Annotated in this window: 23 protein-coding genes; 1 reads left to right on the top strand and 22 read right to left on the bottom strand. The window is 71.3% G+C overall.

All coding sequences use genetic code 11. From position 1 onward, the window contains the following. Positions 1–42 precede the first annotated feature (42 nt). The 16 genes from tolA to WQ56_RS10585 all read right to left on the bottom strand — a co-directional run bounded on the left by tolA (position 43) and on the right by WQ56_RS10585 (position 15,856). The gene (gene tolA / locus WQ56_RS10660; protein ID WP_047137087.1) at positions 43–1,053 is read right to left on the bottom strand and encodes a cell envelope integrity protein TolA; all 1,011 of its coding nucleotides are present in this window, start codon (positions 1,051–1,053) and stop codon (positions 43–45) included. After that, positions 1,054–1,491 (bottom strand): protein TolR, encoded by a 438-nt coding sequence (gene tolR / locus WQ56_RS10655; protein ID WP_047137086.1) that lies wholly within the window; start codon positions 1,489–1,491, stop codon positions 1,054–1,056. Positions 1,492–1,542: 51 nt separating this feature from the next. Next, positions 1,543–2,340 carry a protein TolQ gene (gene tolQ / locus WQ56_RS10650; protein WP_231583398.1) on the bottom strand — a complete coding sequence of 266 codons (798 nt, stop codon included), beginning with the start codon at positions 2,338–2,340 and terminating at the stop codon, positions 1,543–1,545. A 6-nt stretch (positions 2,341–2,346) separates the two neighbouring features. Further along, positions 2,347–2,796: a tol-pal system-associated acyl-CoA thioesterase gene (ybgC, locus tag WQ56_RS10645; protein WP_047137084.1), complete on the bottom strand. Its 450-nt coding sequence runs from the start codon at positions 2,794–2,796 to the stop codon at positions 2,347–2,349. Positions 2,797–2,842: 46 nt separating this feature from the next. Continuing rightward, positions 2,843–3,886, bottom strand: coding sequence for a Holliday junction branch migration DNA helicase RuvB (gene ruvB, locus WQ56_RS10640; RefSeq protein ID WP_047137083.1), 1,044 nt, complete (start codon positions 3,884–3,886; stop codon positions 2,843–2,845). Between the two features lie 378 nt (positions 3,887–4,264). Then, positions 4,265–5,251 carry an LLM class flavin-dependent oxidoreductase gene (locus WQ56_RS10635; protein WP_047137082.1) on the bottom strand — a complete coding sequence of 329 codons (987 nt, stop codon included), beginning with the start codon at positions 5,249–5,251 and terminating at the stop codon, positions 4,265–4,267. Positions 5,252–6,059: 808 nt separating this feature from the next. Continuing rightward, the gene (locus WQ56_RS10630) at positions 6,060–6,707 is read right to left on the bottom strand and encodes an anaerobic ribonucleoside-triphosphate reductase activating protein (RefSeq protein WP_047137109.1); all 648 of its coding nucleotides are present in this window, start codon (positions 6,705–6,707) and stop codon (positions 6,060–6,062) included. Between the two features lie 14 nt (positions 6,708–6,721). Then, a complete protein-coding gene (nrdD, locus tag WQ56_RS10625) occupies positions 6,722–6,904 on the bottom strand; it encodes an anaerobic ribonucleoside-triphosphate reductase (RefSeq protein WP_047137108.1) in 183 nt (60 codons plus the stop codon). Positions 6,905–6,996: 92 nt separating this feature from the next. Beyond that, entirely contained in the window at positions 6,997–8,715 is a 1,719-nt protein-coding gene (locus WQ56_RS10620) for a ribonucleoside triphosphate reductase (protein WP_231583396.1), read from the bottom strand. A gap of 177 nt (positions 8,716–8,892) precedes the next feature. Continuing rightward, positions 8,893–10,182, bottom strand: coding sequence for a diguanylate cyclase (locus tag WQ56_RS10615; RefSeq protein ID WP_047137081.1), 1,290 nt, complete (start codon positions 10,180–10,182; stop codon positions 8,893–8,895). A 108-nt stretch (positions 10,183–10,290) separates the two neighbouring features. Beyond that, positions 10,291–12,222 carry a potassium transporter Kup gene (locus WQ56_RS10610; RefSeq protein ID WP_047137080.1) on the bottom strand — a complete coding sequence of 644 codons (1,932 nt, stop codon included), beginning with the start codon at positions 12,220–12,222 and terminating at the stop codon, positions 10,291–10,293. Positions 12,223–12,250: 28 nt separating this feature from the next. Beyond that, positions 12,251–12,841 carry a Holliday junction branch migration protein RuvA gene (ruvA, locus tag WQ56_RS10605; protein WP_047137079.1) on the bottom strand — a complete coding sequence of 197 codons (591 nt, stop codon included), beginning with the start codon at positions 12,839–12,841 and terminating at the stop codon, positions 12,251–12,253. A 73-nt stretch (positions 12,842–12,914) separates the two neighbouring features. Further along, the gene (gene ruvC / locus WQ56_RS10600; RefSeq protein WP_047137078.1) at positions 12,915–13,436 is read right to left on the bottom strand and encodes a crossover junction endodeoxyribonuclease RuvC; all 522 of its coding nucleotides are present in this window, start codon (positions 13,434–13,436) and stop codon (positions 12,915–12,917) included. A gap of 214 nt (positions 13,437–13,650) precedes the next feature. Then, on the bottom strand, positions 13,651–14,379 hold the full coding sequence (locus tag WQ56_RS10595) for a YebC/PmpR family DNA-binding transcriptional regulator (RefSeq protein ID WP_047137077.1): 729 nt from the start codon (positions 14,377–14,379) through the stop codon (positions 13,651–13,653). Positions 14,380–14,411: 32 nt separating this feature from the next. After that, complete coding sequence (locus tag WQ56_RS10590; RefSeq protein ID WP_047137076.1) at positions 14,412–15,035, bottom strand: alpha/beta fold hydrolase; 624 nt, start codon at positions 15,033–15,035, stop codon at positions 14,412–14,414. Then, positions 15,032–15,856 carry an AraC family transcriptional regulator gene (locus WQ56_RS10585; RefSeq protein WP_047137075.1) on the bottom strand — a complete coding sequence of 275 codons (825 nt, stop codon included), beginning with the start codon at positions 15,854–15,856 and terminating at the stop codon, positions 15,032–15,034. Before WQ56_RS10585 ends, WQ56_RS10590 begins: the two co-directional genes overlap by 4 nt. Before the next feature lie 114 nt (positions 15,857–15,970). On the opposite strand from WQ56_RS10585, the gene WQ56_RS10580 reads away from it, so the two are divergent. Further along, entirely contained in the window at positions 15,971–16,396 is a 426-nt protein-coding gene (locus WQ56_RS10580; protein WP_047137074.1) for an organic hydroperoxide resistance protein, read from the top strand. A 34-nt stretch (positions 16,397–16,430) separates the two neighbouring features. Here WQ56_RS10580 and WQ56_RS10575 read toward each other — a convergent pair whose 3' ends face one another. The 6 genes from WQ56_RS10575 to napF all read right to left on the bottom strand — a co-directional run bounded on the left by WQ56_RS10575 (position 16,431) and on the right by napF (position 21,571). Next, complete coding sequence (locus tag WQ56_RS10575) at positions 16,431–16,988, bottom strand: GNAT family N-acetyltransferase (RefSeq protein WP_047137107.1); 558 nt, start codon at positions 16,986–16,988, stop codon at positions 16,431–16,433. A gap of 107 nt (positions 16,989–17,095) precedes the next feature. Beyond that, positions 17,096–17,734, bottom strand: a complete 639-nt coding sequence (locus WQ56_RS10570; protein WP_047137073.1) for a cytochrome c3 family protein — start codon at positions 17,732–17,734, stop codon at positions 17,096–17,098. Next, positions 17,731–18,246: a nitrate reductase cytochrome c-type subunit gene (locus WQ56_RS10565; protein ID WP_082132341.1), complete on the bottom strand. Its 516-nt coding sequence runs from the start codon at positions 18,244–18,246 to the stop codon at positions 17,731–17,733. The genes WQ56_RS10570 and WQ56_RS10565 overlap by 4 nt, the downstream gene beginning before the upstream one ends. Position 18,247: 1 nt before the next feature. After that, positions 18,248–20,746, bottom strand: coding sequence for a periplasmic nitrate reductase subunit alpha (gene napA / locus WQ56_RS10560; protein ID WP_047137072.1), 2,499 nt, complete (start codon positions 20,744–20,746; stop codon positions 18,248–18,250). Continuing rightward, positions 20,743–21,060: a chaperone NapD gene (locus WQ56_RS10555; protein ID WP_047137071.1), complete on the bottom strand. Its 318-nt coding sequence runs from the start codon at positions 21,058–21,060 to the stop codon at positions 20,743–20,745. Before WQ56_RS10555 ends, napA begins: the two co-directional genes overlap by 4 nt. After that, entirely contained in the window at positions 21,053–21,571 is a 519-nt protein-coding gene (gene napF, locus WQ56_RS10550; RefSeq protein ID WP_047137070.1) for a ferredoxin-type protein NapF, read from the bottom strand. Before napF ends, WQ56_RS10555 begins: the two co-directional genes overlap by 8 nt. Positions 21,572–21,583: the final 12 nt, after the last annotated feature.

Below are 21,583 nucleotides of genomic sequence, written 5' to 3'. Positions count from 1 at the left end.
ATGCCGGACCGGGCAGCGGGACGGCGCGGCCGCGCGCCGGCCTCAATCCTGCGCAGTGAAGTTGAAGTTGAGCCGGCGGTTGAACACCGGCTCGAAGCCGGCGTACGGCAGCGGCTCGGCGGCGCGGACGGCCGCCTCGACCGAACGCCGGCCCTGGGCGTCGTAGGGACACGAGGGGTCGAACTCGACGTTGATGACCTCGCCGCCCGGCAGCTGGGTGATGTACAGGCGGCAGCGCTGCCCCAGTTGCACGTTGTCGGGCCGGCGCCAGTTGCGGCGCACCGCTTCCTGGATGGCGGCCGCGTACTTGGCGGCCAGCCCGCTGTCGCCGTCCGGGCGGCCCGGCGGCGGGCTGGCGGACGAGGCCGCCGACGCGGCGGACGCGGCCGCGCGATCTGCGGCCTGGCGCGCTTCGCGATCGGCGATCTGCTTGAGCCGCTGCTCGGCCAGGCGCGCCTCGCGCTGGGTCTTCTCGCGCTCGGCGCGCAGCTTCTCCAGTTCCTGGCGGGCGAGTCGGCGCTTCTCCTCGGCCTCCTGCTGCTTCTGCTGCTCGGCCAGCTCGATCTGCGCCTGCCGGCGCTTCTCTTCCTGCTCCTTCTCGCGCGCCTCGGCAGCCTGCGCCTCGCGGCGCACGGCGTCCTGGGACACGGTGTCGGGCTTGGGCACGATCTCCTGCGGCGCCGGCTGGCGGCGCTCGACCGCATCCTCGGGGCGCGGCTCGGGCAGCGGCTGCGGCGGCGCGGCGACCGGCTCGGGATCCGGTTCGGGCAGCGGTTCGACGACGGGCTCCGGGGTCGGCTCGGGCGCCGGTTCCGGCGCGGGTTCGGGCACCGGCTCGGCGACAGGCTCGGGCCGGCTGGCGAGTGCGCGCCGGTCGGCCGCGCTCAGCGCGTCGGGATCGACGACGTCGGCCGAGACCGGCGAGCCGGCGGCCGCGGTCGGGCGCGACGAGGCGCTCCACAGCGCGCCGAGCAGGATCAGCCCGAACAGCAGCACATGGACCAGGATCGCCAGTCCGATCGCCACCGCGTCGTCGGTGCGCGATTCACGCATTCAGTTCGCGCCCTCCTGCGGGCGGCTGATCAGGCTGACCTTGGAGATGCCGGCCTCGTTGATGAGGTCGATGGCGTTCATGATGCGCTGGTAGCTGGCCGCCCCGTCGCCGTTGACGAGGATCGTCGCCTCCGGGTTCCGCGTGTGGATACCGCGCAGCCGCGCGACCAGGTCCTCGCGCGTGACCGAGGTGTTCTGCTGCTCGACCATCAGCGCCAGCTGCCCGTCGGGGTAGACGCTGACGACCACCGGGTCCTTCGGCGTGCCGAGCGACTTGGCGCGCGAATCGGGCAGATTGATGTCGGTGCCCAGGTTCATCAGCGGCGTGGTGACCATGAAGATGATCAGCAGCACCAGCATCACGTCGATGTAGGGCACGACGTTGATTTCGTTCTTGAGCTTGCGCCGCTTCGAACGGCGGAGGGAGATCGACGACATGGCGGGGTCCGGGTTCGTGGACGGTCCAGCGACCGCCCGGCGCGACGGGGATCAGTCGGCGCCGGTCTGACGTTCGAGGATCGAGGAGAACTCGTCGGAGAAGGCCTCGTAGCGCGTGGCGATGCGCTCGACCTTGGTCGCGAAGCGGTTGTAGGCCCACACCGCGGGAATCGCCGCGAACAGGCCCATCGCGGTCGCGATCAGCGCCTCGGAGATGCCCGGCGCGACGGTGGCGATGGTCGCCTCCTTGACGCTGGCCAGGCCGTGGAAGGAGATCATGATGCCCCACACCGTGCCCAGCAGGCCGACGTACGGCGCGATCGAGCCGACGTTGGCCAGGAATTCCAGGTTGCGCTCCAGGCCGTCGAGTTCGCGGGCGCCGGCCACGCGCATGCCGCGCTGCGCGCCTTCGAGCTGGGTACGGCTGTCGATGCCGCGACGCTGGCGCTGGCGCGAGTATTCGCGGTAGCCGGCCTCGAAGATCGCCTCCAGGCCCTCGATCTCACGGTTGCGCTCGGTCGCCGAGCTGTAGAGCTTGCCGATCTCGGCACCCGACCAGAAGCGCTCCTCGAAGCGGTCGGCCTCCTTCTCGGCGCGGTCGAGCATGCGCTTCTTGCGGAAGATGATGACCCACGAGGAAATCGAAGCCAGCAACAGCAGCAGCATCACCAGCTGCACCGGGATCGAGGCGTGCAGGATCAGGTCGAGGATGCTCAGGTCGTTGGGCAGCGGCGCGGTCGCGGCGGCAGCGGCCCCGCTGTTCGCCAGCTCGGTGGCGCCGGCGGCGGTCTCCTCGGGCAGGGCCTGCACCTGGGCGGCGGACTGCAACAGCACGGGCATTGGGCTCATCCAGGATTACTCCGCTGACGTTTCGAGTGACTTGAGTTGTGTGTACAGCGCATCGGGCAGCGCGCGCGGGCGGAAATCGTCCGCCGACAGCGCCGCCACGCGCACCTCGGCATCGACCAGCAGCACGCCGTCGCGGCGGACCTGCTGCGCGAACACCGCGCTCGCGCGCCGGCACTGGCGCAGCGCCACGCCGATCTCGAGCGCGTCGTCGAGCCGCGCGGGGGCGCGGAAGTCGATCCGCATCGCACGCACCGCGAACACCGTGCCGTGCGCATCGCGCAGCGACGCCTGCCCGTGGCCGTGGGCACGTAACCACTCGCTGCGTGCGCGCTCCATGAAGGCGACGTACTGCGCGTGGTAGACCACCCCGCCGGCGTCGGTATCTTCCCAGTAGACGCGTGTCGGCCAACTGAATGCTGGCGATTCGGGATCGGGGATTCGGGATTGGGCGGTCATGAGGTCTGTTTCAAGGTCGGTTACATTGTCCGATGGCGCTCGGGGATCAGAACAACGCGCCCGAATCCCCAACCCCCGATCCCGACTCCCGCGGCCTCGGCGTCAGCCCCAGATGCAGGTACGCCTTGCGCGTGGCCATGCGCCCGCGCGCGGTCCGCACCAGGAAGCCCTGCTGGATCAGGTACGGCTCGATCACGTCCTCGAGCGTGCCGCGTTCCTCGCTGAGCGCGGCGGCCATCGACTCCACGCCAACCGGGCCGCCGTCGAAGTTCTCGATGATCAGCTGCAGCAGGCGTCGGTCGAGTTCGTCGAAGCCTTCCGGATCGACCTTGAGCATCTGCATCGCGGCATGCGCGACCGCGTGGTCGATGCGGCCACCGGCGCGGACCTGGGCGTAGTCGCGCACCCGCCGCAGCAGGCGGTTGGCGATGCGCGGGGTGCCGCGGGCGCGCCGCGCGATCTCGGCCGCGCCGTCGGCCTCGCAGGCCATGCCCAGGATCTGCGCCGAGCGCCGGACGATGCGGGTCAGCTCCTCGGTGCTGTAGAACTCCAGCCGCTGGACGATGCCGAAGCGGTCGCGCAGCGGCGCGGTCAGCAGGCCGGCGCGGGTCGTCGCGCCGATCAGCGTGAACGGCGGCAGGTCGATCTTGATCGAGCGTGCGGCGGGGCCCTCCCCGATCATGATGTCGAGCTGGAAGTCCTCCATCGCCGGGTACAGGACCTCCTCCACGACCGGCGACAGGCGGTGGATCTCGTCGATGAAGAGCACGTCGTGCGGCTGCAGGTTGGTCAGCAGCGCGGCCAGGTCGCCGGCCTTCTCGATCACCGGGCCGGAGGTCACGCGCAGCGCCACGCCCAGCTCGTTGGCGATCACGTGGCTGAGCGTGGTCTTGCCCAGACCCGGAGGCCCGAACACCAGCACGTGGTCGAGCGCCTCGCGGCGCTGCCGGGCGGCCTCGATGTAGATCGCCAGCTGTTCGCGGACCGGCTGCTGGCCGAGGTAGTCGTCCAGCCGCTGCGGCCGGATGCTCGCCTCGACGGCGTCGTCCTCGCGGGTGGCGTCGGCGGCGATGATGCGGTCCTGGGTCATCCGGGCATGATCGCATCATGCCGGCGCCGCGGCACACCCCCTCCCCGCAGGAGCGCCCGCGCGCGCGAAGGGGTGCACCGGGCCAAGCCCCTCGCGCGCCAGCGCGCGCCTACAGCGGCCGCATCGCCTCGGCGGCCAGCGCGAAACCGCGGCGGCCCGCCCGGCAATGCGCGCGGCGGCTCACCCCAGCCCCGTAGGAGCGCGCTCGCGCGCGAAGGCGTCCCCGGCCAAGCCTCATCGCGCGCCAGCGCGCTCCTACAACGGACGCATCGCCTCGGCGGCCAGTGCGAAACCGCGATGGCGGCGCCCCGGCTTCGTAGGAGCGCGCTCGCGCGCGAGGGCGTCCCCGGCCAAGCCCCATCGCGCGCCAGCGCGCGCCTACAGCGGGCGCATCGCCTCGGCGGCGAGCGCGAAGCTGCGGCGGCGGGCCTCGTGGTCGAAGATATTGGCCGTGAGCATCAACTCGTCGGGGCGATGCCGGGCGACGAAATCGGCGATACCCGCACGCACATCGGCCGGATCGCCGACGACCGAGCAGGCCAGCGCCTGGGCGACCATGGCCTTCTCGGCCGGATTCCAGAACGCCTCGATGTCGTCGATCGGCGGGGGGATCAGGCCGGGCGCGCCGCGGCGCAGGCGCACGAAGCTCTGCTGCTGGGTGGTGAACAGCCGCTGGGCCTCGGCCCGGGTGTCGGCGGCGACGACATTGAGCGCGAGCATCGCGTGCGGCTGCTGCAGCCGCTTGGACGGGCGGAAGTCGCGGTGGTACAGGGCGAGCGCCTCGGTCATCGCGGCAGGAGCGAAATGGGAGGCGAAGGCGTATGGCAGGCCGAGCGAGGCGGCCAGCTGCGCGCCGAACAGGCTCGAGCCCAGGATCCAGACCGGCACGTCCATCCCGGCGCCGGGCACGGCCTGCACGGGCTGGCCCGGCTTGGCGGGCTCGAAGTAGCGCAGCAGTTCCATGACGTCGGACGGGAAGGCGTCGGCGCCGGCGTAGTAGCGGCGCAGGGCCTGGGTGGTCGCCTGGTCGGTGCCGGGGGCGCGGCCCAGGCCGAGGTCGATGCGCCCGGGGTGCAGCGAGGCGAGCGTGCCGAACTGTTCGGCGACCTGCAGCGGGGCGTGGTTGGGCAGCATCACGCCGCCGGCGCCGACGCGGATCGTCGAGGTGCCGCCGGCGATGTGGCCGATCAGCACGGCGGTCGCGGCGCTGGCGATGCCGGGCATGTTGTGGTGCTCGGCCAGCCAGTAGCGGCGATAGCCCAGGGCTTCGGCGTGGCGGGCGAGGTCGAGCGAGCGGGCGAACGAGTCGGCGGGCGTCGAGCCTTCGGTGACGGGGGCAAGATCGAGAACGGAATACGGGATCATCGGCGGGCCTGGAGGGGGCATGCCCAGCGAGATGGGGCCGGGACCGGCGAACTCCATGGCGGGCGGGTGGAACGCTGCCGTGCGTTTGCCGTGACGGCCTGCGGGGCGGACACCGCGCCCTGTTCGTGATCTGGCGCGTGCGGAGGGCATGACCGGGGCACGCCGCAACGGTGACGGCTGGGTGACCGCGCGGGCGCCTGCCGGGTACCGCGCCCAGTCGCGGCCCGATATCCGCTTGGTGGTCACGGCACCCGACAGGCGCTGGATACGGATGCAACGGCGGACCGGAGAGCGGTGCAGCGGTGCCCGGTGCGGTATCTGCCGACTGTAGGCGTGGGCGGGATCGCATGTGGGTGGGCGTGATCGGGAACGCCGCACTCGTGGCTGCTGGGGAGACCGCGCGGGCCTGCCGGGTACCGTGCCCAGTCGCGGCCCGATATCCGCTTGGTGGTCACGGCACCCGACAGGCGCTGGATACGGATGCAACGGCGGACCGGAGAGCGGTGCAGCGGTGCGGTATCTGCCGACTGTAGGCGTGGGCGGGATCGCATGTGGGCGGGCGTGATCGGGAACGCCGCACTCGTGGCTGCTGGGGAGACCGCGTGGGCGCCTGCCGGGTACCGTGCCCAGTCGCGGCCCGATATCCGCTTGGTGGTCACGGCACCCGGCAGGCGCTGGATACGGGGCGACGGCGGATCGAAAGGCGGAAGACGCGGTCTGCACGACGTGGCTTTCGTACCGGGTGCTGATCGAGCGAGAGCGGCGGACGGCGATCGATCCCCGGATCGGAAAGGGCGCTTCTTTTCTCTCAGGCCCGGCGCAGGACGAAGTGCTCGAACCGCGCCGCGAGCGCGTCGATGGTGTGCAGGTGCCATTCCTCGGCCGGGTAGTGGGGGCCGCGGCATTGCTGCAGCGACCAGTGGCGCACGCCGCGCGAGGCGAGCGCGTCGGCCAGCCGCAGCAATTCGTCCTCGGGATACAGCCGCGGGTGCCAGGTCGTGCGGCATTCGTAGGCGGTGCCGCTGTCGAGGACGTGGTCGAGCGAGCGCCAGACGCGCTCGCCGCTGCCGGCCACGGCCGTGACCTCGGCGTTGCGCGCCGGCAACGCCTTGATGTCGAGGCCGACCCAGTCGAGCGACGGCAGCAGCGCGGCCAGCCGCACCGGGTACATGCCGCCGGTGTGCAGCGCGGCCTGGAACCCCAGGCCGCGGACGGCGGCGACGGCGTCGCCGAGCGCGGGCTGCAGCGTCGGTTCGCCACCGGAGAACACGACGCCGTCGAGCAGCCCGCGGCGTCGGTGGAGGAAGGCCTCGACCGTCGCCCAGGGGATCTCGGCGTCGCCGCGCGCCGGCAGCAGGTCCGGGTTGTGGCAGTACCCGCAGCGCCAGGGGCAGCCCTGCAGGAACAGCACGGCCGCCAGTCGACCGGGAAAGTCGATCCCGGTCATGGCGGTCATGCCGCCGATGCGGATCACGCGGCGCGCGCCGGGCGTCCGGGCTCGGCGAAGAAGCGACGCTCGGCGTGCTCGCCGCGCTTGCCGATGTTGAAGCTGGACACGGGCCGGTGATAGCCCATCACGCGGGTCCAGACTTCGCAGCGCTGGCGCTCGTCGTCGCGCAGGGTCGGGGGGGCGATGGGGGCGACATTGGACATGCGGAACACTCCTCGGGTGGTGGTGGTGAGCAGCGGAGCGGTCGGCATCGGATGTCGGTGCGCGAGAACCGACGCCGCCCGGATCGACGGCGTCAGACGACCGCGCGGCGCTTCTCGGCCAGGCGTTCCTCGTCGCAGCGCGGGCAGAACGGGTGTTCGCCGGCGAGGTAGCCGTGGGTCGGACAGATCGAGAACGTCGGGGTCACGGTGACGTAGGGCAGCCGGAAGCGGCTCAGCGCGCGCCGTACCAGGTCGCGGCAGGCATCACCGCTCGACAGCCGCTCGCCCATGTACAGGTGCAGCACGGTGCCGCCGGTGTAGCGCGACTGCAGCGCCTCCTGCCGCTCCAGTGCCTCGAAAGGGTCGTCGGTGAAGCCCACCGGCAGCTGCGAGGAATTGGTGTAGTACGGCTGGGCGTCGGTGCCGGCCTGCAGGATGTCCGGCCAGCGGCGGCGGTCCTCCTTGGCGAAGCGGTAGGTCGTGCCCTCGGCAGGCGTGGCCTCGAGGTTGTAGAGGTGGCCGGTCCGTTCCTGGAACTCGACCATGCGTGCGCGGACGTGGTCGAGCAGGCGCACGGCGAACGCGTGGCCCCAGTCGCTGGTCAGGTCGTGGGCGTCGCCGGTGAAGTTGCGGATCATCTCGTTGATGCCGTTCACGCCGAGCGTGGAGAAGTGGTTGCGCAGCGTGCCCAGGTAGCGCCTGGTGTACGGGAACAGGCCATCGTCGATCAGCCGCTGGATCACCTCACGCTTGATCTCCAGGCTGCGCCGGCCCAGTTCGAGCAGTGCGTCGAGCCGTGCGAGCAGCGCCGCCTCGTCGCCCCGGTGCAGGTAGCCCAGCCGTGCGCAGTTGACCGTCACCACACCCAGGCTGCCGGTCTGCTCGGCGCTGCCGAACAGGCCGTTGCCGCGCTTGAGCAGTTCGCGCAGGTCGAGCTGCAGGCGGCAGCACATCGAGCGGATCATCCCCGGGTCGAGTTCGGAGTTGATGAAGTTCTGGAAGTACGGCAGGCCGTACTTGGCGGTCATGTCGAACAGCCGTTGCGCGTTCTCCGAGTCCCACGGGAAGTCGGCGGTGATGTTGTAGGTCGGGATCGGGAACGTGAACACCCGGCCCTTGGCGTCGCCCGCGCTCATGACCTCGATGTAGGCGCGGTTGATCATGTCCATCTCGACCTGCAGGTCGCCGTAGGCGAACGGCATCGGCTCGCCGGCGATCACCGGCACCTGCGTACGCAGGTCCTCCGGGCAGACCCAGTCGAAGGTGAGGTTGGTGAACGGCGTCTGCGTGCCCCAGCGCGAGGGCACGTTGAGGTTGTAGATCAGTTCCTGGATGCACTGGCGCACCTCGTCGTAGGACAGCGCGTCCTTGCGCACGAATGGCGCCATGTAGGTGTCGAACGACGAGAACGCCTGCGCGCCGGCCCATTCGTTCTGCAGCGTGCCCAGGAAGTTGACGATCTGCCCGACCGCCGACGACAGGTGCCGGGGCGGGCCGGCCTCGACCCGGTTGGGCACGCCGTTGAGGCCCTCGTGCAGCAGCGTGCGCAGCGACCAGCCGGCGCAGTAGCCCGACAGCATGTCCAGGTCGTGGATGTGCAGGTCGCCCTCGCGGTGGGCGCGACCGATCTGCGGCGGGTAGACCTGTTCGAGCCAGTAGTTCGCGGTGACCTTGCCGGCGACGTTGAGGATCAGCCCACCCAGCGAGTAGCCCTGGTTGGCATTGGCATTGACCCGCCAGTCCGCCCGGCTCAGGTACTCGTCGATCGAGGCGACCGGATCGATCAGGGCGGGCGCCCGGGTACGTGCCATCGGCATTGCTGAAGCCCTCGACCGCAAGATGTGGTGGAGATTCTGATGGACATCACCACATGTTCGATTGACCTGGGTCAAGCAGCCGCGAGATCGGTCGCCGCCGACATCGCGCGATCAGGCTGGTCCTGCGCGCGCAGGCCGGAGCCGACGCGCACGGCGGCGCGCGGCAGGCGATCAGCCGGCGATCACCACGCGATTGCGGCCACCCGCCTTGGCCAGATAGAGACGGCGGTCGGCCTCGGCCAGCAGCCGGTGCAGGTCGTCGCCGGCGGACGCGGCGCACACGCCGATGCTGACCGTCATGCGCAGATCGCCGCCGCGCACCGGCACCCGCAGGGCCTCGACCCGGGCGCGCAGGCGGTCGAAGTACGCGGCCAGCGCGTCGGGTCCGAGCCCGGGCACCAGCAGGCAGAACTCCTCGCCGCCGAAGCGTGCGATCTGGTCCTGCGGCCGCGCGTGCGCCGAGAGCGCCGCGGCCAGCGCGCGCAGCGCGTGGTCGCCGGTCTCGTGGCCCCAGCTGTCGTTGATGTGCTTGAAGTGGTCGACGTCGAGGATCGCCATCGCCACCGGCAGGCCGCCATCGCGCAGCCCCGGCAGCTGCTGCTCGGCCCGCTCCAGGAAGCACCGGCGGTTGGGCAGGCCGGTCAGGAAGTCGCGCGTCGCCAGGTCCTGCAGGCTGCCGATGAGCTCGAGCTGGTCGACGTTCTGCGAGACGCGGCAGAAGAACTCCTCGCGCGAATACGGCTTGCGCAGGAAATCGTTGGCCCCGTTCTTGAGGAAGCGCGCGACGAGGTCGGCATCCTCGCAGCCCGACACGCCGATCACCGCGACCCGGTCGCGGGCGCGCAGCGCGCGCAGGCGTCGCGTGAGTTCCACGCCCTGCATGCCGGGCATCTCCTGGTCGATCAGCGCCAGGCGGATCGTCGGGTCGGCCTCGAGCGCACGCAGCGCCGCGTCGCCCTCGGCCGCCTGCACGACGCGGTAGCCGAACATCTCCAGCAGCCAGGCGGTGCGCGCGCGCGCCGAGGCCGAGTCGTCGACGACCAGGGCCGAGATGCGCCGGTTGCGCTCGAGCCGCTGCACCAGCCACACGATGTAGTCCAGGCTGCCCGGCGTGCTCTTGAGCACGAAGTCGATCACCTGCCGCCGCAGCAGCCGGTCGCGCAGTTCGCGGTCGTAGACGCCGCTGACCACGACCGTCGCCAGGCCGCGGGCCAGGAAGAAGTCGACCACCGAATCGCGGTCGCCGTCGGCCAGCACCAGGCCGGTCAACACCAGGAACCAGTCGTCGTGCGCGTCCAGCGCCTGCGCGGCTTCGGCCAGCGAGCCGGCCACGGTCACCGGCAGTTCGAGCCGGCTCTCGATCGTGCCGGCGACCACCTGGGTGTAGGCGCGCGAGTTCTCCACCAGCAGCACGCGCTGCGGCAGCGGCGAGGTCGGGATCTTCGGCAGGAGCGCGTGCATGCGGTTCGGCGTCCGGCGGTGCTCCCCACGCCATCGGCCGCGCGCGACCGGACTTGAGGCCCGCGACGCGCGTCGGTCCTCACGGGGCGGCGGCGCGCCCCGCCCCGGCTAGATGCTCACCTGCGAACCGAGCTCGACCAGGCGATTGCCCGGGATGCGGAAGAAGCCGGTCGCCGGCGCGGCGTTGCGGTGCATCAGCGCGAACAGCTTGTCGCGCCACACCGGCATGCCCCGCCGCGGCGAGGCGACCACGGTCTCGCGGCTGGCGAAGTAGGTCGTGTCCATCGGGTCGACGACGATGCCGCCCTCGACGTCGCCGCAGCGCATCAGCGCCACCGGCACGTCCGGCGTTTCCATGAAGCCGAAGCGCACGGTGACCCGGTGGAAGTCGTCGCCGACCGGCTCGATCCGCAGCCGGCGGGCCGGCGCGGCGTACGGCACGGCGAGGGTCTCGACGGTCAGGAACACGTTGCGCTCGTGCAGCACCTTGTTGTGCTTGAGGTTGTGCATCAGCGCCTGCGGCACGACCCCGCGGTCGGCGGTCAGGAACACCGCGGTGCCCGGCACCCGCACCGGCGGGGCGAGCATCAGCCCCGGCAGGAAGGTATCGAGCCGGATGCCTTCCTTCTGGATCTCGTCGTGCAGCAGCTGGCGGCCGCGGCGCCAGGTGCGCAGCAGCGTGAACAGCGTGATGCCCAGTACCAGCGGGAACCATGCGCCCTGCAGGACCTTCGCGCCGTTGGCGATCACGAACGCGATGTCGATCAGGATGAACACCGCGCACGAGGGCAGCACCCAGCGCCGCCACTGCGGCCACAGCGCGCGCGCCACGACCACCAGCAGCAGCGTGTCGATCAGCATCGTCAGCGAGACCGAGATGCCGTAGGCCGCGGCCAGCGCCGAGGACGTCCGGAACGTGAGCACCAACGCGATCACCACGACCGCCATCGCCCAGTTCACGCCGGGGATGTAGATCTGGCCGATCGTGTCGCTGGAGGTGTGGCGCACGTGCATGCGCGGGATGTAGCCCAGCTGCATCGCTTGCCGCGCGACCGAGAAGCCGCCGGTGATGACCGCCTGGGAGGCGATCACCGTCGCCGCGGTCGCCATCACGATCATCGGCCAGCGCGCCCATTCGGGCACGCCGATGTAGAACGGGTTGCGGATCGCGGCCGGGTCCTCGAGCACCAGCGCGCCCTGCCCCAGGTAGTTGAGCATCAGCGCCGGCAGCACGAAGAAGTACCAGGCGTAGCGGATCGGCCGCGCGCCGAAGTGGCCCATGTCGGTGTAGATCGCCTCGCCGCCGGTCACCGCCAGCACCACCGCGCCGAGGATGAACACCCCGCCCCAGCTGTGCTCGACGAAGAACCGTCCCGCCCACCACGGGTTGAGCGCGTGCAGCACCTCGGGCTCGTGCAGGATGTTGAGCACGCCCAGCACCGCCAGCGCCGCGAACCACAGCACCATGATCGGGCCGAACACCCGGCCGACCTTGGCGGTGCCGAAGCGCTGGGTCGCGAACAGGATGCCGAGCACCAGCACGGTGATCGGGATGATCCACGCGTGCAGCCCGGGCGCGACCACTTCCAGGCCCTCGACCGCCGACAGCACCGAGATCGCCGGGGTGATGACCCCGTCGCTGAAGAACAGCGAGGCGCCGAACACGCCGAGCAGGCCGACCAGGTACGCCGACCGGCCGCCCTTGGCCAGGCTGCGCTGGGCCAGCGCCATCAGCGCCATGATGCCGCCCTCGCCGTCGTTGTCGGCGCGCAGGATGATCGTGACGTACTTGTAGGTCACCACCAGCGTCAGCGACCAGAAGATCATCGACAGCACGCCGAGCACGGTGTCGTGGTCGGCGATGAGGCCGTAGTGCGGCGAGAACGCCTCGCGCAGCGTGTACAGCGGGCTGGTGCCGATGTCGCCGAAGACGACGCCGATCGCGCCGGCGATCAGGCCGGCCAGGCCGACCTGGCCGTGCCCATGGCCGGACGGTTGGCTGCGCGGGCCAGGCGCGGCCTGGCGTGTGGAATGGGTCATGACGATGGCCCTGGCGGGCGTGGGGGGCTCAGCGAAGCGCGGACTGTAGCGCTTTGCGGATGATGATTTCCGCCGGGTCGCCGTCACGCGCCGCGGCCTTGGCCATCTTGGCGGCCTCGGCCGGCTTGTAGCCGAGCTGCTGCAGGGCGACCGTCGCCTCCGACAGCGGGTCGGCCGGACCGGTGCCGCCGCCCACGGCCCCGCCCGCGCCGGCGAGGTCGGCGGCGCGGTCGCGCAGCTCGACCACGATCCGCTCGGCGGTCTTCTTGCCGATCCCGGGGATCCGGGTCAGCGCGGTGACGTCGCCGGCCTGCACCAGCTGCGCGAACGCGTCGACGCTGACGCCCGACAGCACCGCCAGCGCGATCTTCGCGCCGATGCCGCTGACCTTCTGCACGTCGCGGAACAGCCGCCGCTCGGACTCGTGCAGGAAGCCGTACAGCGAGACGCTGTCCTCCTTGTGCGCGTAGTGCGTGAACAGCGCGACCTCGCGTCCGACCTCGGGCAGGTCGTAGAACGTGCTCATCGGCGCCTCGAGCTCGTAGCCCACGCCGCCGACGTCGACGACCAGCCACGGCGGGGCCTTGTGCGCAAGCTTGCCGCGGAGTCTTCCGATCATGGGGCGAGGTCTCCAGTGTGCTCGAAGGGGCAGCGGCGCCCGCGCGACGGCTGCGGAATGCCGGGACGTTGCGTCACTTGCGGCTCCAGGCCCGGCGCACGTCGACACCGATGCGCTGCGCGCTCGCGCGGACGTGGGCATGGGTGATCGCGACCGCCAGCGCGTCGGCGGCATCGGCCTGCAGCTTGCCGGTCAACCCGAGCATCAGGCCGACCATGTGCTGGACCTGGCCCTTCTCGGCGCTGCCGCGGCCGACGACCGCGAGCTTGATCTCGCTGGCCGCGTACTCGTGCACCGGCAGGTCGCGCAGCACCACCGCGCCGATCGCCGCCCCGCGCGCCTGGCCGAGCTTGAGCGCCGAGTCGGGATTGCGCGACATGAAGACCCGCTCGATCGCGACCTCGTCGGGGCGGTGCAACTCGACGAGTTCGCCCAGCCCGACCAGCAGCCTGCGCAGCCGCGCCGGGAAGTCGCCCGCCGACAGCAGCGACAGCGGCGCATGGTGCACGTGCACGACCCGCCCGGCCGCATCGACGTCGATGATGCCCACGCCGGTGCGCTGCGAACCGGGATCGATGCCGAGGATGCGGGTCATGGGGTGGCCGGGAATCGGGATCGGGGAATCGGGAATCGCAACAGCGGACGGCTGCGATCGTCGCGCGGACCGGCGACGCGGCCCGGGCGGTTGCCGATGTCCGCCGCTCGCCCGCCGAACGCCATCACGCGCTCTCCCGCAAACGACGCAGGTCCACGGGCGCCGCTTCGCCGGTGCGCCAATCCCGATTCCCGATGCCCGGCGCCATGGGGCGTCATCCGCCCAGCGAGGCCTGGTCCACGTTCGAGTACACGTCCTGTACGTCGTCGAGATCCTCGAGCAGGTCGAGGAGCTTGCGGACCTGCTGGGCGGTCTCGGCATCGACCGCGACGTCGTTGTCGGCGCGGAACGTCAGTTCGGCGTGACCGGGCGCGAGGCCGGCGGCGGCCATCGCCTCGCGCACCGCGGCGAAGTCCTCGGGCGCGGTGACCACGTCGATCGCGCCGTCCTCGGGATAGACCACGACGTCGTCGGCACCGGCCTCGATCGCGACTTCGGTGATCCGTTCCTCGTCGGCGCCGGCGTCGTAGCTCAGCACGCCCAGGCGCTTGAACATGAAGGCGACCGAGCCGTCGGTGCCGAGATTGCCGCCGCACTTGCCGAACGCGTGGCGCACGTCGGCCACGGTGCGGACCTTGTTGTCGGTCAGCGCATCGACGATCACCGCCACGCCGCCGGGCGCGTAGCCCTCGTAGCGGATCTCCTCGTACTCGACGCCCTCCAGCTCGCCGGTCGCCTTCTTGATCGCGCGCTCGACCACGTCCTTGGACATGTTCTGCGCCATGCCCTTGTCGATCGCCGCACGCAGGCGCGGGTTGTTGGCCGGATCGCCGCCACCGGCGCGGGCGGCGACGCCGATCTCGCGGATGATCTTGGTGAAGATCTTGCCGCGCTTGGCGTCGGTCGCGTTCTTGCGGGCCTCGATCGAAGGTCCTCGTCCCATGGTCGTTCTTTTCAGGCGTCGAAGGCGCGATTTTAGCGCGCGAAGCGGCCCTCGCGCAGGAATGCGGCGGTCTGACGCACCGCCGCCGACGAGAACAGCAGGCCGCTGTGGCTGGCCTCGACGACGACGTGGTCGGCCAGTCCCGGCGCCCGGGTCTCGTCCACCGCCACCGTGCCGTCGTGCGCCCCTTCGAACCGCGCGAACAGCGCGCCCAGCCCGCGCGGCACACGGCCGGCGACCATGCCCACCTCGACGCCGGGCGGCCAGCGCGCGCAGCCGGCGAGCAGGATGTCGGCGCTGCGCCCGAAGTACAGCCGCGACATCGGCAGCCGCGACAGCGCAGCGGCCGCGCCGCTGCCGCACAGCGGCGAGCCCAGGCACACCACCCGGCCGACCGCCACGTCCGGCGCCTGCGCCAGCGCCTGCAACGCGACCAGGCCGCCGAGGCTGTGACCGACCAGATGCGCCGGCCCGCCGCGTCGCAGCTGCGCGAGCAGGCCCTCGACCGCGGCGTCCGGCCCGCCGGTGATGCTGGGATAGCCGAAGATCTCCGGCGCGTAGCCCTCGGCCTCGAGTCGCCGCGCGAAGCGCCGCAGTGTCAGGCCGACCATCCAGATGCCGTGCAGCAGCACCACGCGCCGTGGCCCGCCGCTCATGCCGCGGCCCCGCGCAGTCCGGCGGCCTGCCGCCAGGCCCTTGGCGACAGGCCCGCCTGCGCCTTGAACGCCCGCGACAGCGCCGCCTCGCTGCCGTAGCCGACCTCCTCGGCAATGCGCTTGAGCGGGCGACCGCGGCGCAGCGCGCGCTGCGCCAGCGCGATGCGCCAGCCCTGCAGGTAGTGGCCCGGCGTCTGTCCCAGCGCCTCGCGGAAGGCCTGTGCGAACGCGCTGCGCGACATGCCCGCGACCTGGGCCAGCGAGGCCAGCGACCAGTCGCGCGCCGGGGCCTCGTGCAGCGCGACCAGCGCACGCCGCAGCCGCGGATGCGCCATGCCGGCCAGCAGCCCACCGCGCAGCGCGCCCGATTCCATCCGCTCGCGCAGCACCTGCACCAGCAACGCCTCGACCAGCCGGTCGAGCAACACCGCGCGCCCGCAGCGCGCGTCGAAGGCTTCCTCGAACAGCAGCGCGAACAGGCCCGCCGCGCCCGGCACGTCCCCGGCCGGCAGCCACAGCGCGGCCGGCAGTGCGCGCACCAGCGGATTGTCCGCGCCGCCCTCGAAGCGCAGCCGCGCGGCGAACGCCCGCGCGCCGGTCGCGTGCTCGACGCGGCTGCCGGGCAGCGGCTGCGGCACCAGCAGCAGGCCCGGACCGCACATCGCCGGCAACGCAGACATGGCATCGCCGTAGGCGAGCAGCGTGCCGGACGCGACCAGCCACAGCGTGCCGGCGGTGTCGGCATCGGCGCCGGCCGCCGCCGCGTCCACGTCCGCCGTCACCCGGAAACGGTCCAGCAGCACCGCCAACCGATCGACCATCTCAGGACTCCAGGACAAGTTTCTTGGACTTCACATGCCCAAAAGTACCAGCCGAAGGTGCACAGTGTCATCCGTGGCCGGCATTCCGCCGCCCCCGCTTTCCGGAGATCCCGCATGTCCCTCGACACCGTGCTCTACACCGGCACCGCGACCGCCACCGGCGGGCGCGAGGGTCGCGCCGCGTCCGACGACGGCGTGCTCGACGTCGCCCTGTCCACGCCGCGCGAGCTCGGCGGCGCCGGCGGCCCGGGCACCAATCCCGAGCAGTTGTTCGCCGCCGGCTACTCGGCCTGCTTCCTGGGCGCGCTCAAGCTCGTCGCCGGCAAGCAGAAGGTCGCGCTGCCGGCCGAGACCACCGTCACCGGGGAGGTCGGCATCGGCCCGATCCCGGCCGGGTTCGGCATCCAGGCGACGCTGACGGTCCGCGCGCCGGGCGTGCCGCGCGAGCAGCTGCAGGCGCTGGTCGAAGCCGCGCACGAGGTCTGCCCGTACTCGAACGCGACCCGCGGCAACATCGACGTCACGCTGGCCGTCGCCTGAGCGTGCATGCCGGGCGCCCTGGCGGGCGTCCGGCTCAGCCGTCCGCGGGCCGGCGCAGGATGAACTCCCGGTCGCGTACCTGTCCGACCGGGAACAGGTACTCGCCGACCCGGTCGAAGCCGTAGCGCGCATAGAAGCGCTGCGCACCCAGGTTCTCCGACCAGACGCCGACCCACAGCGTGCGCGGGCCGTCGCGCAGCAGCCAGTCGAGCGCGACACGCATCATCCGTGCGCCGTGCCCGCCGCCCTGCAGGCCGCGGACCAGGTACAGCCGCTTGAGCTCGCCGTCGCCGGGCGCGACATCGGCGTGCGGCAGCCCGCAGGGGCCGGCCGCGGCATGGCCGACGGCCTCGCCGTCGCGCTCGAGCAGCCAGACCGCGTAGTCGGGATGGCTCAGCACGATACGCTGCCGCTCGACGGCGTAGGCCTCGTCGAGGAAGGCGTGCAGGTCCGCGCGCGGATACAGGTGCCCGAAGGTCTCGGTGAACGTGCGCCTGGCGAGCGCGGACAACCGCGTGGCGTCGGCCTCGACGCCGCGGCGCAGCACGAAGCCCGGCGCCAGCGCCGCGTCGGAAGAAAGGGAAACGGTCATCGCGCCATTGTCGCGCGATGCCGGGCCGGCCTCCAGCACGGCAACCGGCACCGCGCCTGCGGCGGGCGATGCGGCGGCGTCGCGGCTGCCGCACGCCCCGGGCGGGCTCAGTGCGCGGTGTCGGCCGCCGGTACCGCCTGCACGCCCTGCTGCACGCCGGTCATGTCCGGCAGCCGGTGCGCGATGCCCTTGTGGCAGTCGATGCAGGTCGCCTGCCCGGTCGCCAGGTAGGTGCGGTGGATCTGCGCCGCCCGGCCCGCCTGGCGTGTGAGGTCCATCGAGTCGTAGTCGTGGCAGTTGCGGCACTCGAGCGAATCGTTGGCCTTCAGCCGCGCCCACTCGTGCTCGGCCAGCGTCAGGCGCATGTCGAGGAACTTCTCGCGCGTGTTGATCGTGCCGAAGATCTTGCCCCAGACCTCCTTGGAGGCCTGCATCTTGCGGCCGATCTTGTTGGTCCAGTTGTGCGGCACGTGGCAGTCGGGACACGAGGCGCGCACGCCCGAGCGGTTGTTGTAGTGGATCGTGGTCTTGAGCTCCTCGAACACGTTGTCGCGCATCTCGTGGCAGCCGGTGCAGAACTCCTCGGTGTTGGTGACCTCGAGCGCGGTGTTGAAGCCGCCCCAGAAGATGATGCCGGCGATGAACCCGCCCAGCGTCAGGAACCCCAGGCTCAGGTGCACCGCGGGCGAACGCAGCGTCCTCCAGAACGACCGAATCGTGGTCGCGACCCGCCCGAACGCCTTCATTGCTCCAGCTCCGAGCGCTCGGAGCGCAGCACGCTGTCGATGTCGCGGAAGCCGTTGGCCACCAGCGGCTGCGCGTCGGTCTGCACCACGTGGCACTGCAGGCAGAAGTAGCGTCGCGACGAGACCTGCGCCAGGAACTGGTCGTCACGGTCCATGTAGTGGGTCACGCTGATCTCGGGCGCCTGGAACTGCGCGGCGTTGCTGCGCGCGTGGCACAGCATGCAGCGGTTGGAGTTCTTGTCGACCTGGTAGCCCTCGATGCTGTGCGGCACGGTCGGAGGCTGCATCGGATAGGCGCGGCCGCGGCGACGGTCGAAGTTCTCGACGCGTGCCATCGGCAGCGGCGTGATCTCGGCGGTGATCGGCACGTTGCGGCGCAGGTTGTCGATGTCCTGGGCGGGATTGCCGCGCGCGCCGACCTCCGGCGCCGGCGGCACGATCTCGGGCTTGGGCGCGCGGTCGCCGCAGGCGGCGAGGACGAGCATCAACACGATGGCGAGGATCTTGCGCATGTCAGGCCACTCCCACCGCGGCGACCTTGGCCGCGCATTTCTTGAAATCGGTCTGCTTGGAGATCGGATCGGTCGCGTCGAGCGTGACCTTGTTGATCAGCTGGGCGGCGTCGAACCACGGCACGAAGATCACCCCGCGCGGCATCCGGTTGCGGCCGCGCGTCTCCACGCGGGTGCGCATCGCGCCGCGACGCGACGACACCGAGACCTCGTCGCCGCGCTTGAGGCCGCGCGCGCGCGCATCGTCGGGATGCATGAACACCACCGCCGAGGGGAAGCTGCGGTACAGCTCGGGGATGCGCATCGTCATCGAGCCCGAGTGCCAGTGCTCGAGCACGCGCCCGGTCACCAGCCACAGGTCGTACTCGGCGTCGGGCGACTCGGCCGGCGGCTCGTAGGGCAGCGCCCAGATCACCGCGCGGCCGTCCTTGTTGCCGTAGAACTGGAAGCCCGTGCCCGGCTTGACGTACGGGTCGGCGCCCTCGCGGTAGCGCCAGCGCGTCTCCTTGCCGTCGACCACCGGCCAGCGCAGGCCGCGCTCGCGGTGGTACATGTCGAACGGCGCCAGGTCGTGCGCGTGGCCGCGGCCGAACTCAGCGTATTCCTCGAACAGGCCCTTCTGCACGTAGAAGCCGAACGCGTCGGCCTCCGAATTGGCGTAGCCGGCCTCGATCTGGTCGACGCCGAACGCATCGACCTTGCCGTTGCGGTAGAGCACGTCGAACAGCGTCTTGCCGCGGAACTGCGGGTTCGCCGCCAGGATCTCCTCCGGCCAGCATTCGTCGGTCGTGAAGCGCTTGGAGAACTCCATCAGCTGCCACAGGTCCGAGCGCGCCTCGCCCGGCGCGTGCACCAGCTGGTGCCAGAAGTGCGTGCGGCGCTCGGCGTTGCCGTAGGCGCCCTCCTTCTCCACCCACATCGCCGAGGGCAGGACCAGGTCGGCCGCCTGGCAGGTCACCGTGGGATAGGCGTCCGAGACCACGATGAAGTTGTCGGGATTGCGGTAGCCGGGGTAGCCCTCCTCGAGCATGTTCGCGCCGGCCTGCATGTTGTTGTTGACCTGCACCCAGTACGCGTTGAGCTTGCCGTCGCGCAGCGCACGGTTCTGCTCCACCGCGTGGTAGCCGACCTTGTCCTTGATGATCCCGTGCGGGATCCTCCAGATCTCCTCGGCGTGGTGGCGGTGTTCGGGATTGGTCACCACCATGTCCGCCGGCAGGCGGTGGCTGAACGTGCCGACCTCGCGCGCGGTGCCGCAGGCCGAGGGCTGGCCGGTCAGCGAGAACGGGCTGTTGCCCGGGGTGGCGATCTTCCCGGTCAGCAGGTGGATGTTGTAGACCATGTTGTTGGCCCACGTGCCGCGCGTGTGCTGGTTGAAGCCCATGGTCCAGAACGACATGACCTTGATCTTCGGATCGGCGTACAGCTCGGCCAGCTGCTCGAGCCAGGCGCGTTCCACGCCGGTCATCTCGATCGTGCGCTCGAGCGTGTACGGCGCGACGAAATCGGCGAAGGCCTGGAAGTCGATCGGCGTGCCGCCGTTGGGGTCCTGCGCGTTCTTGGCCGCGACCTCCAGCGGGTGCTCGGGCCGCAGGCCGTAGCCGATGTCGTCGTTGCCGCGCTTGAACGTCGTGTGCTTGTCGACGAAGTCGCGATTGACCCGGCCGGTCTTGATGATGTGGTTGGCGATGAAGTTCAGGATGACCAGGTCGGTCTGCGGCTTGAACACCATCGGGATGTCGGCCAGCTCGAAGCTGCGGTGCTCGTACGTCGAGAGCACGGCGACCTTGACGTGCGGGTGCGTCAAGCGGCGGTCGGTCACGCGCGTCCACAGGATCGGGTGCATCTCGGCCATGTTCGAGCCCCAGAGCACGAACGCGTCGGCGGCCTCGATGTCGTCGTAGCAGCCCATCGGCTCGTCCATGCCGAAGGTGCGCATGAAGCCGGTCACGGCCGAGGCCATGCAGTGGCGCGCGTTGGGGTCGATGTGGTTGCTGCGAAAACCGGCCTTCATCAGCTTGTTGGCCGCGTAGCCCTCCCACACCGTCCACTGGCCGGAGCCGAACATGCCGATGCCGTCGCCGCCCTTGGCCTTGAGCACGGCACGGAACTTCTCGGCCATCACGTCGAAGGCCTCGTCCCAGCTGACCGGGGTGAAGTCGCCGTCCTTCGCGAACACGCCGTTGCGCTTGCGCAGCAGCGGCGTGGTCAGGCGGTCGGCGCCATACATCACCTTCGACAGGAAGTAGCCCTTGACGCAGTTCAGGCCGCGGTTGACCTCGGCGTGCACATCGCCGTGGGTCGCGACCACGCGGCCGTCGCGCACCGCGACGTTGATGCCGCAGCCGGTGCCGCAGTAGCGGCACGGCGCCTTGCTCCACTTGAGCTGGCCGTCGCCCTCGGTCACGGCCTCGGCCAGGTGGGCCGGGATCGGCATGCCGGCCGCGGCGGCGGCGCTGGCGATGGCGGTGTTGCGGATGAACTCGCGGCGGCTGGTCATGCCGTTGCTCCTGTCGTGTCTTCTGTGCGTTCGGTGGCCGGCGCGAGGTCGCGATCGATCGCGGACGTCGGCTCGGCATGGTGGTAGACGAGGTTCACGGCCATCACGCCGGGGACCGCCTGCAGGACGTCGATGCTCGCCATCAGCCCGGCGGTGCCGTCGCTCTCCTGCAGCAGCACGCTGCAGGTGTCTTCCTGCATCGCGAGCTCGAGGCCGACGGTGGTCCCGACCGTGGCGGCCAGCGCGTCCCGCGCCTCGGGACGGTGGCGGACGACCAGACTGGCGACATGCCACTCCTGGCGCGGTTCAGACATGGGAACGCTCCTCGTGGGCCGGCCGCAGCGAAATCGCCGCGGCCGGGCAGCCGGCGACGCAGGCGCCGCAGCCGGTGCAGCGATCCGCCGCCACGACCGGCGCGGGCACGCGCGAGGTCACCGGGAAGCGGATCGCCGATTCGCCGCAGGCATCGCGGCAGCTGGAACACACGATGCCGTGAAGCGTGAGGCAGTCGTCGGCGACGGTCGCCTGCAGCGTCCAGGCCGGCCCGGCGACCGGGCGGAACGCACCGGCCTCGCAGGCGGATACGCAGTCGGTGCAGAACGTGCATTCGCCCTGGCCCGGGTCGAACACCGGCAGGCGCCCCTCGCCCAGCACCAGCACGCGCTCCGGGCAGGCCGCGACGCACGCGCCGCAGGCAGTGCAGGCATCGGCGAACGCGCTTTCGTCGAGCGACCACGGCGGGCGCAGGACGGCGGGGGCGTGCAGGCGGCCGCGCAACAGCGCGCGTCGGCGCGGGTCGGGCGGTCTGGTGGCGGCGGCTACCATGACGAGGGCTGC

It is taken from the genome of Luteimonas sp. FCS-9, assembly GCF_001014645.1.
Taxonomy (GTDB): Bacteria; Pseudomonadota; Gammaproteobacteria; order Xanthomonadales; family Xanthomonadaceae; genus Luteimonas.
Note: the sequence above shows the minus strand (reverse complement) of the source record. Positions and strands in the feature narration are given on the sequence as shown.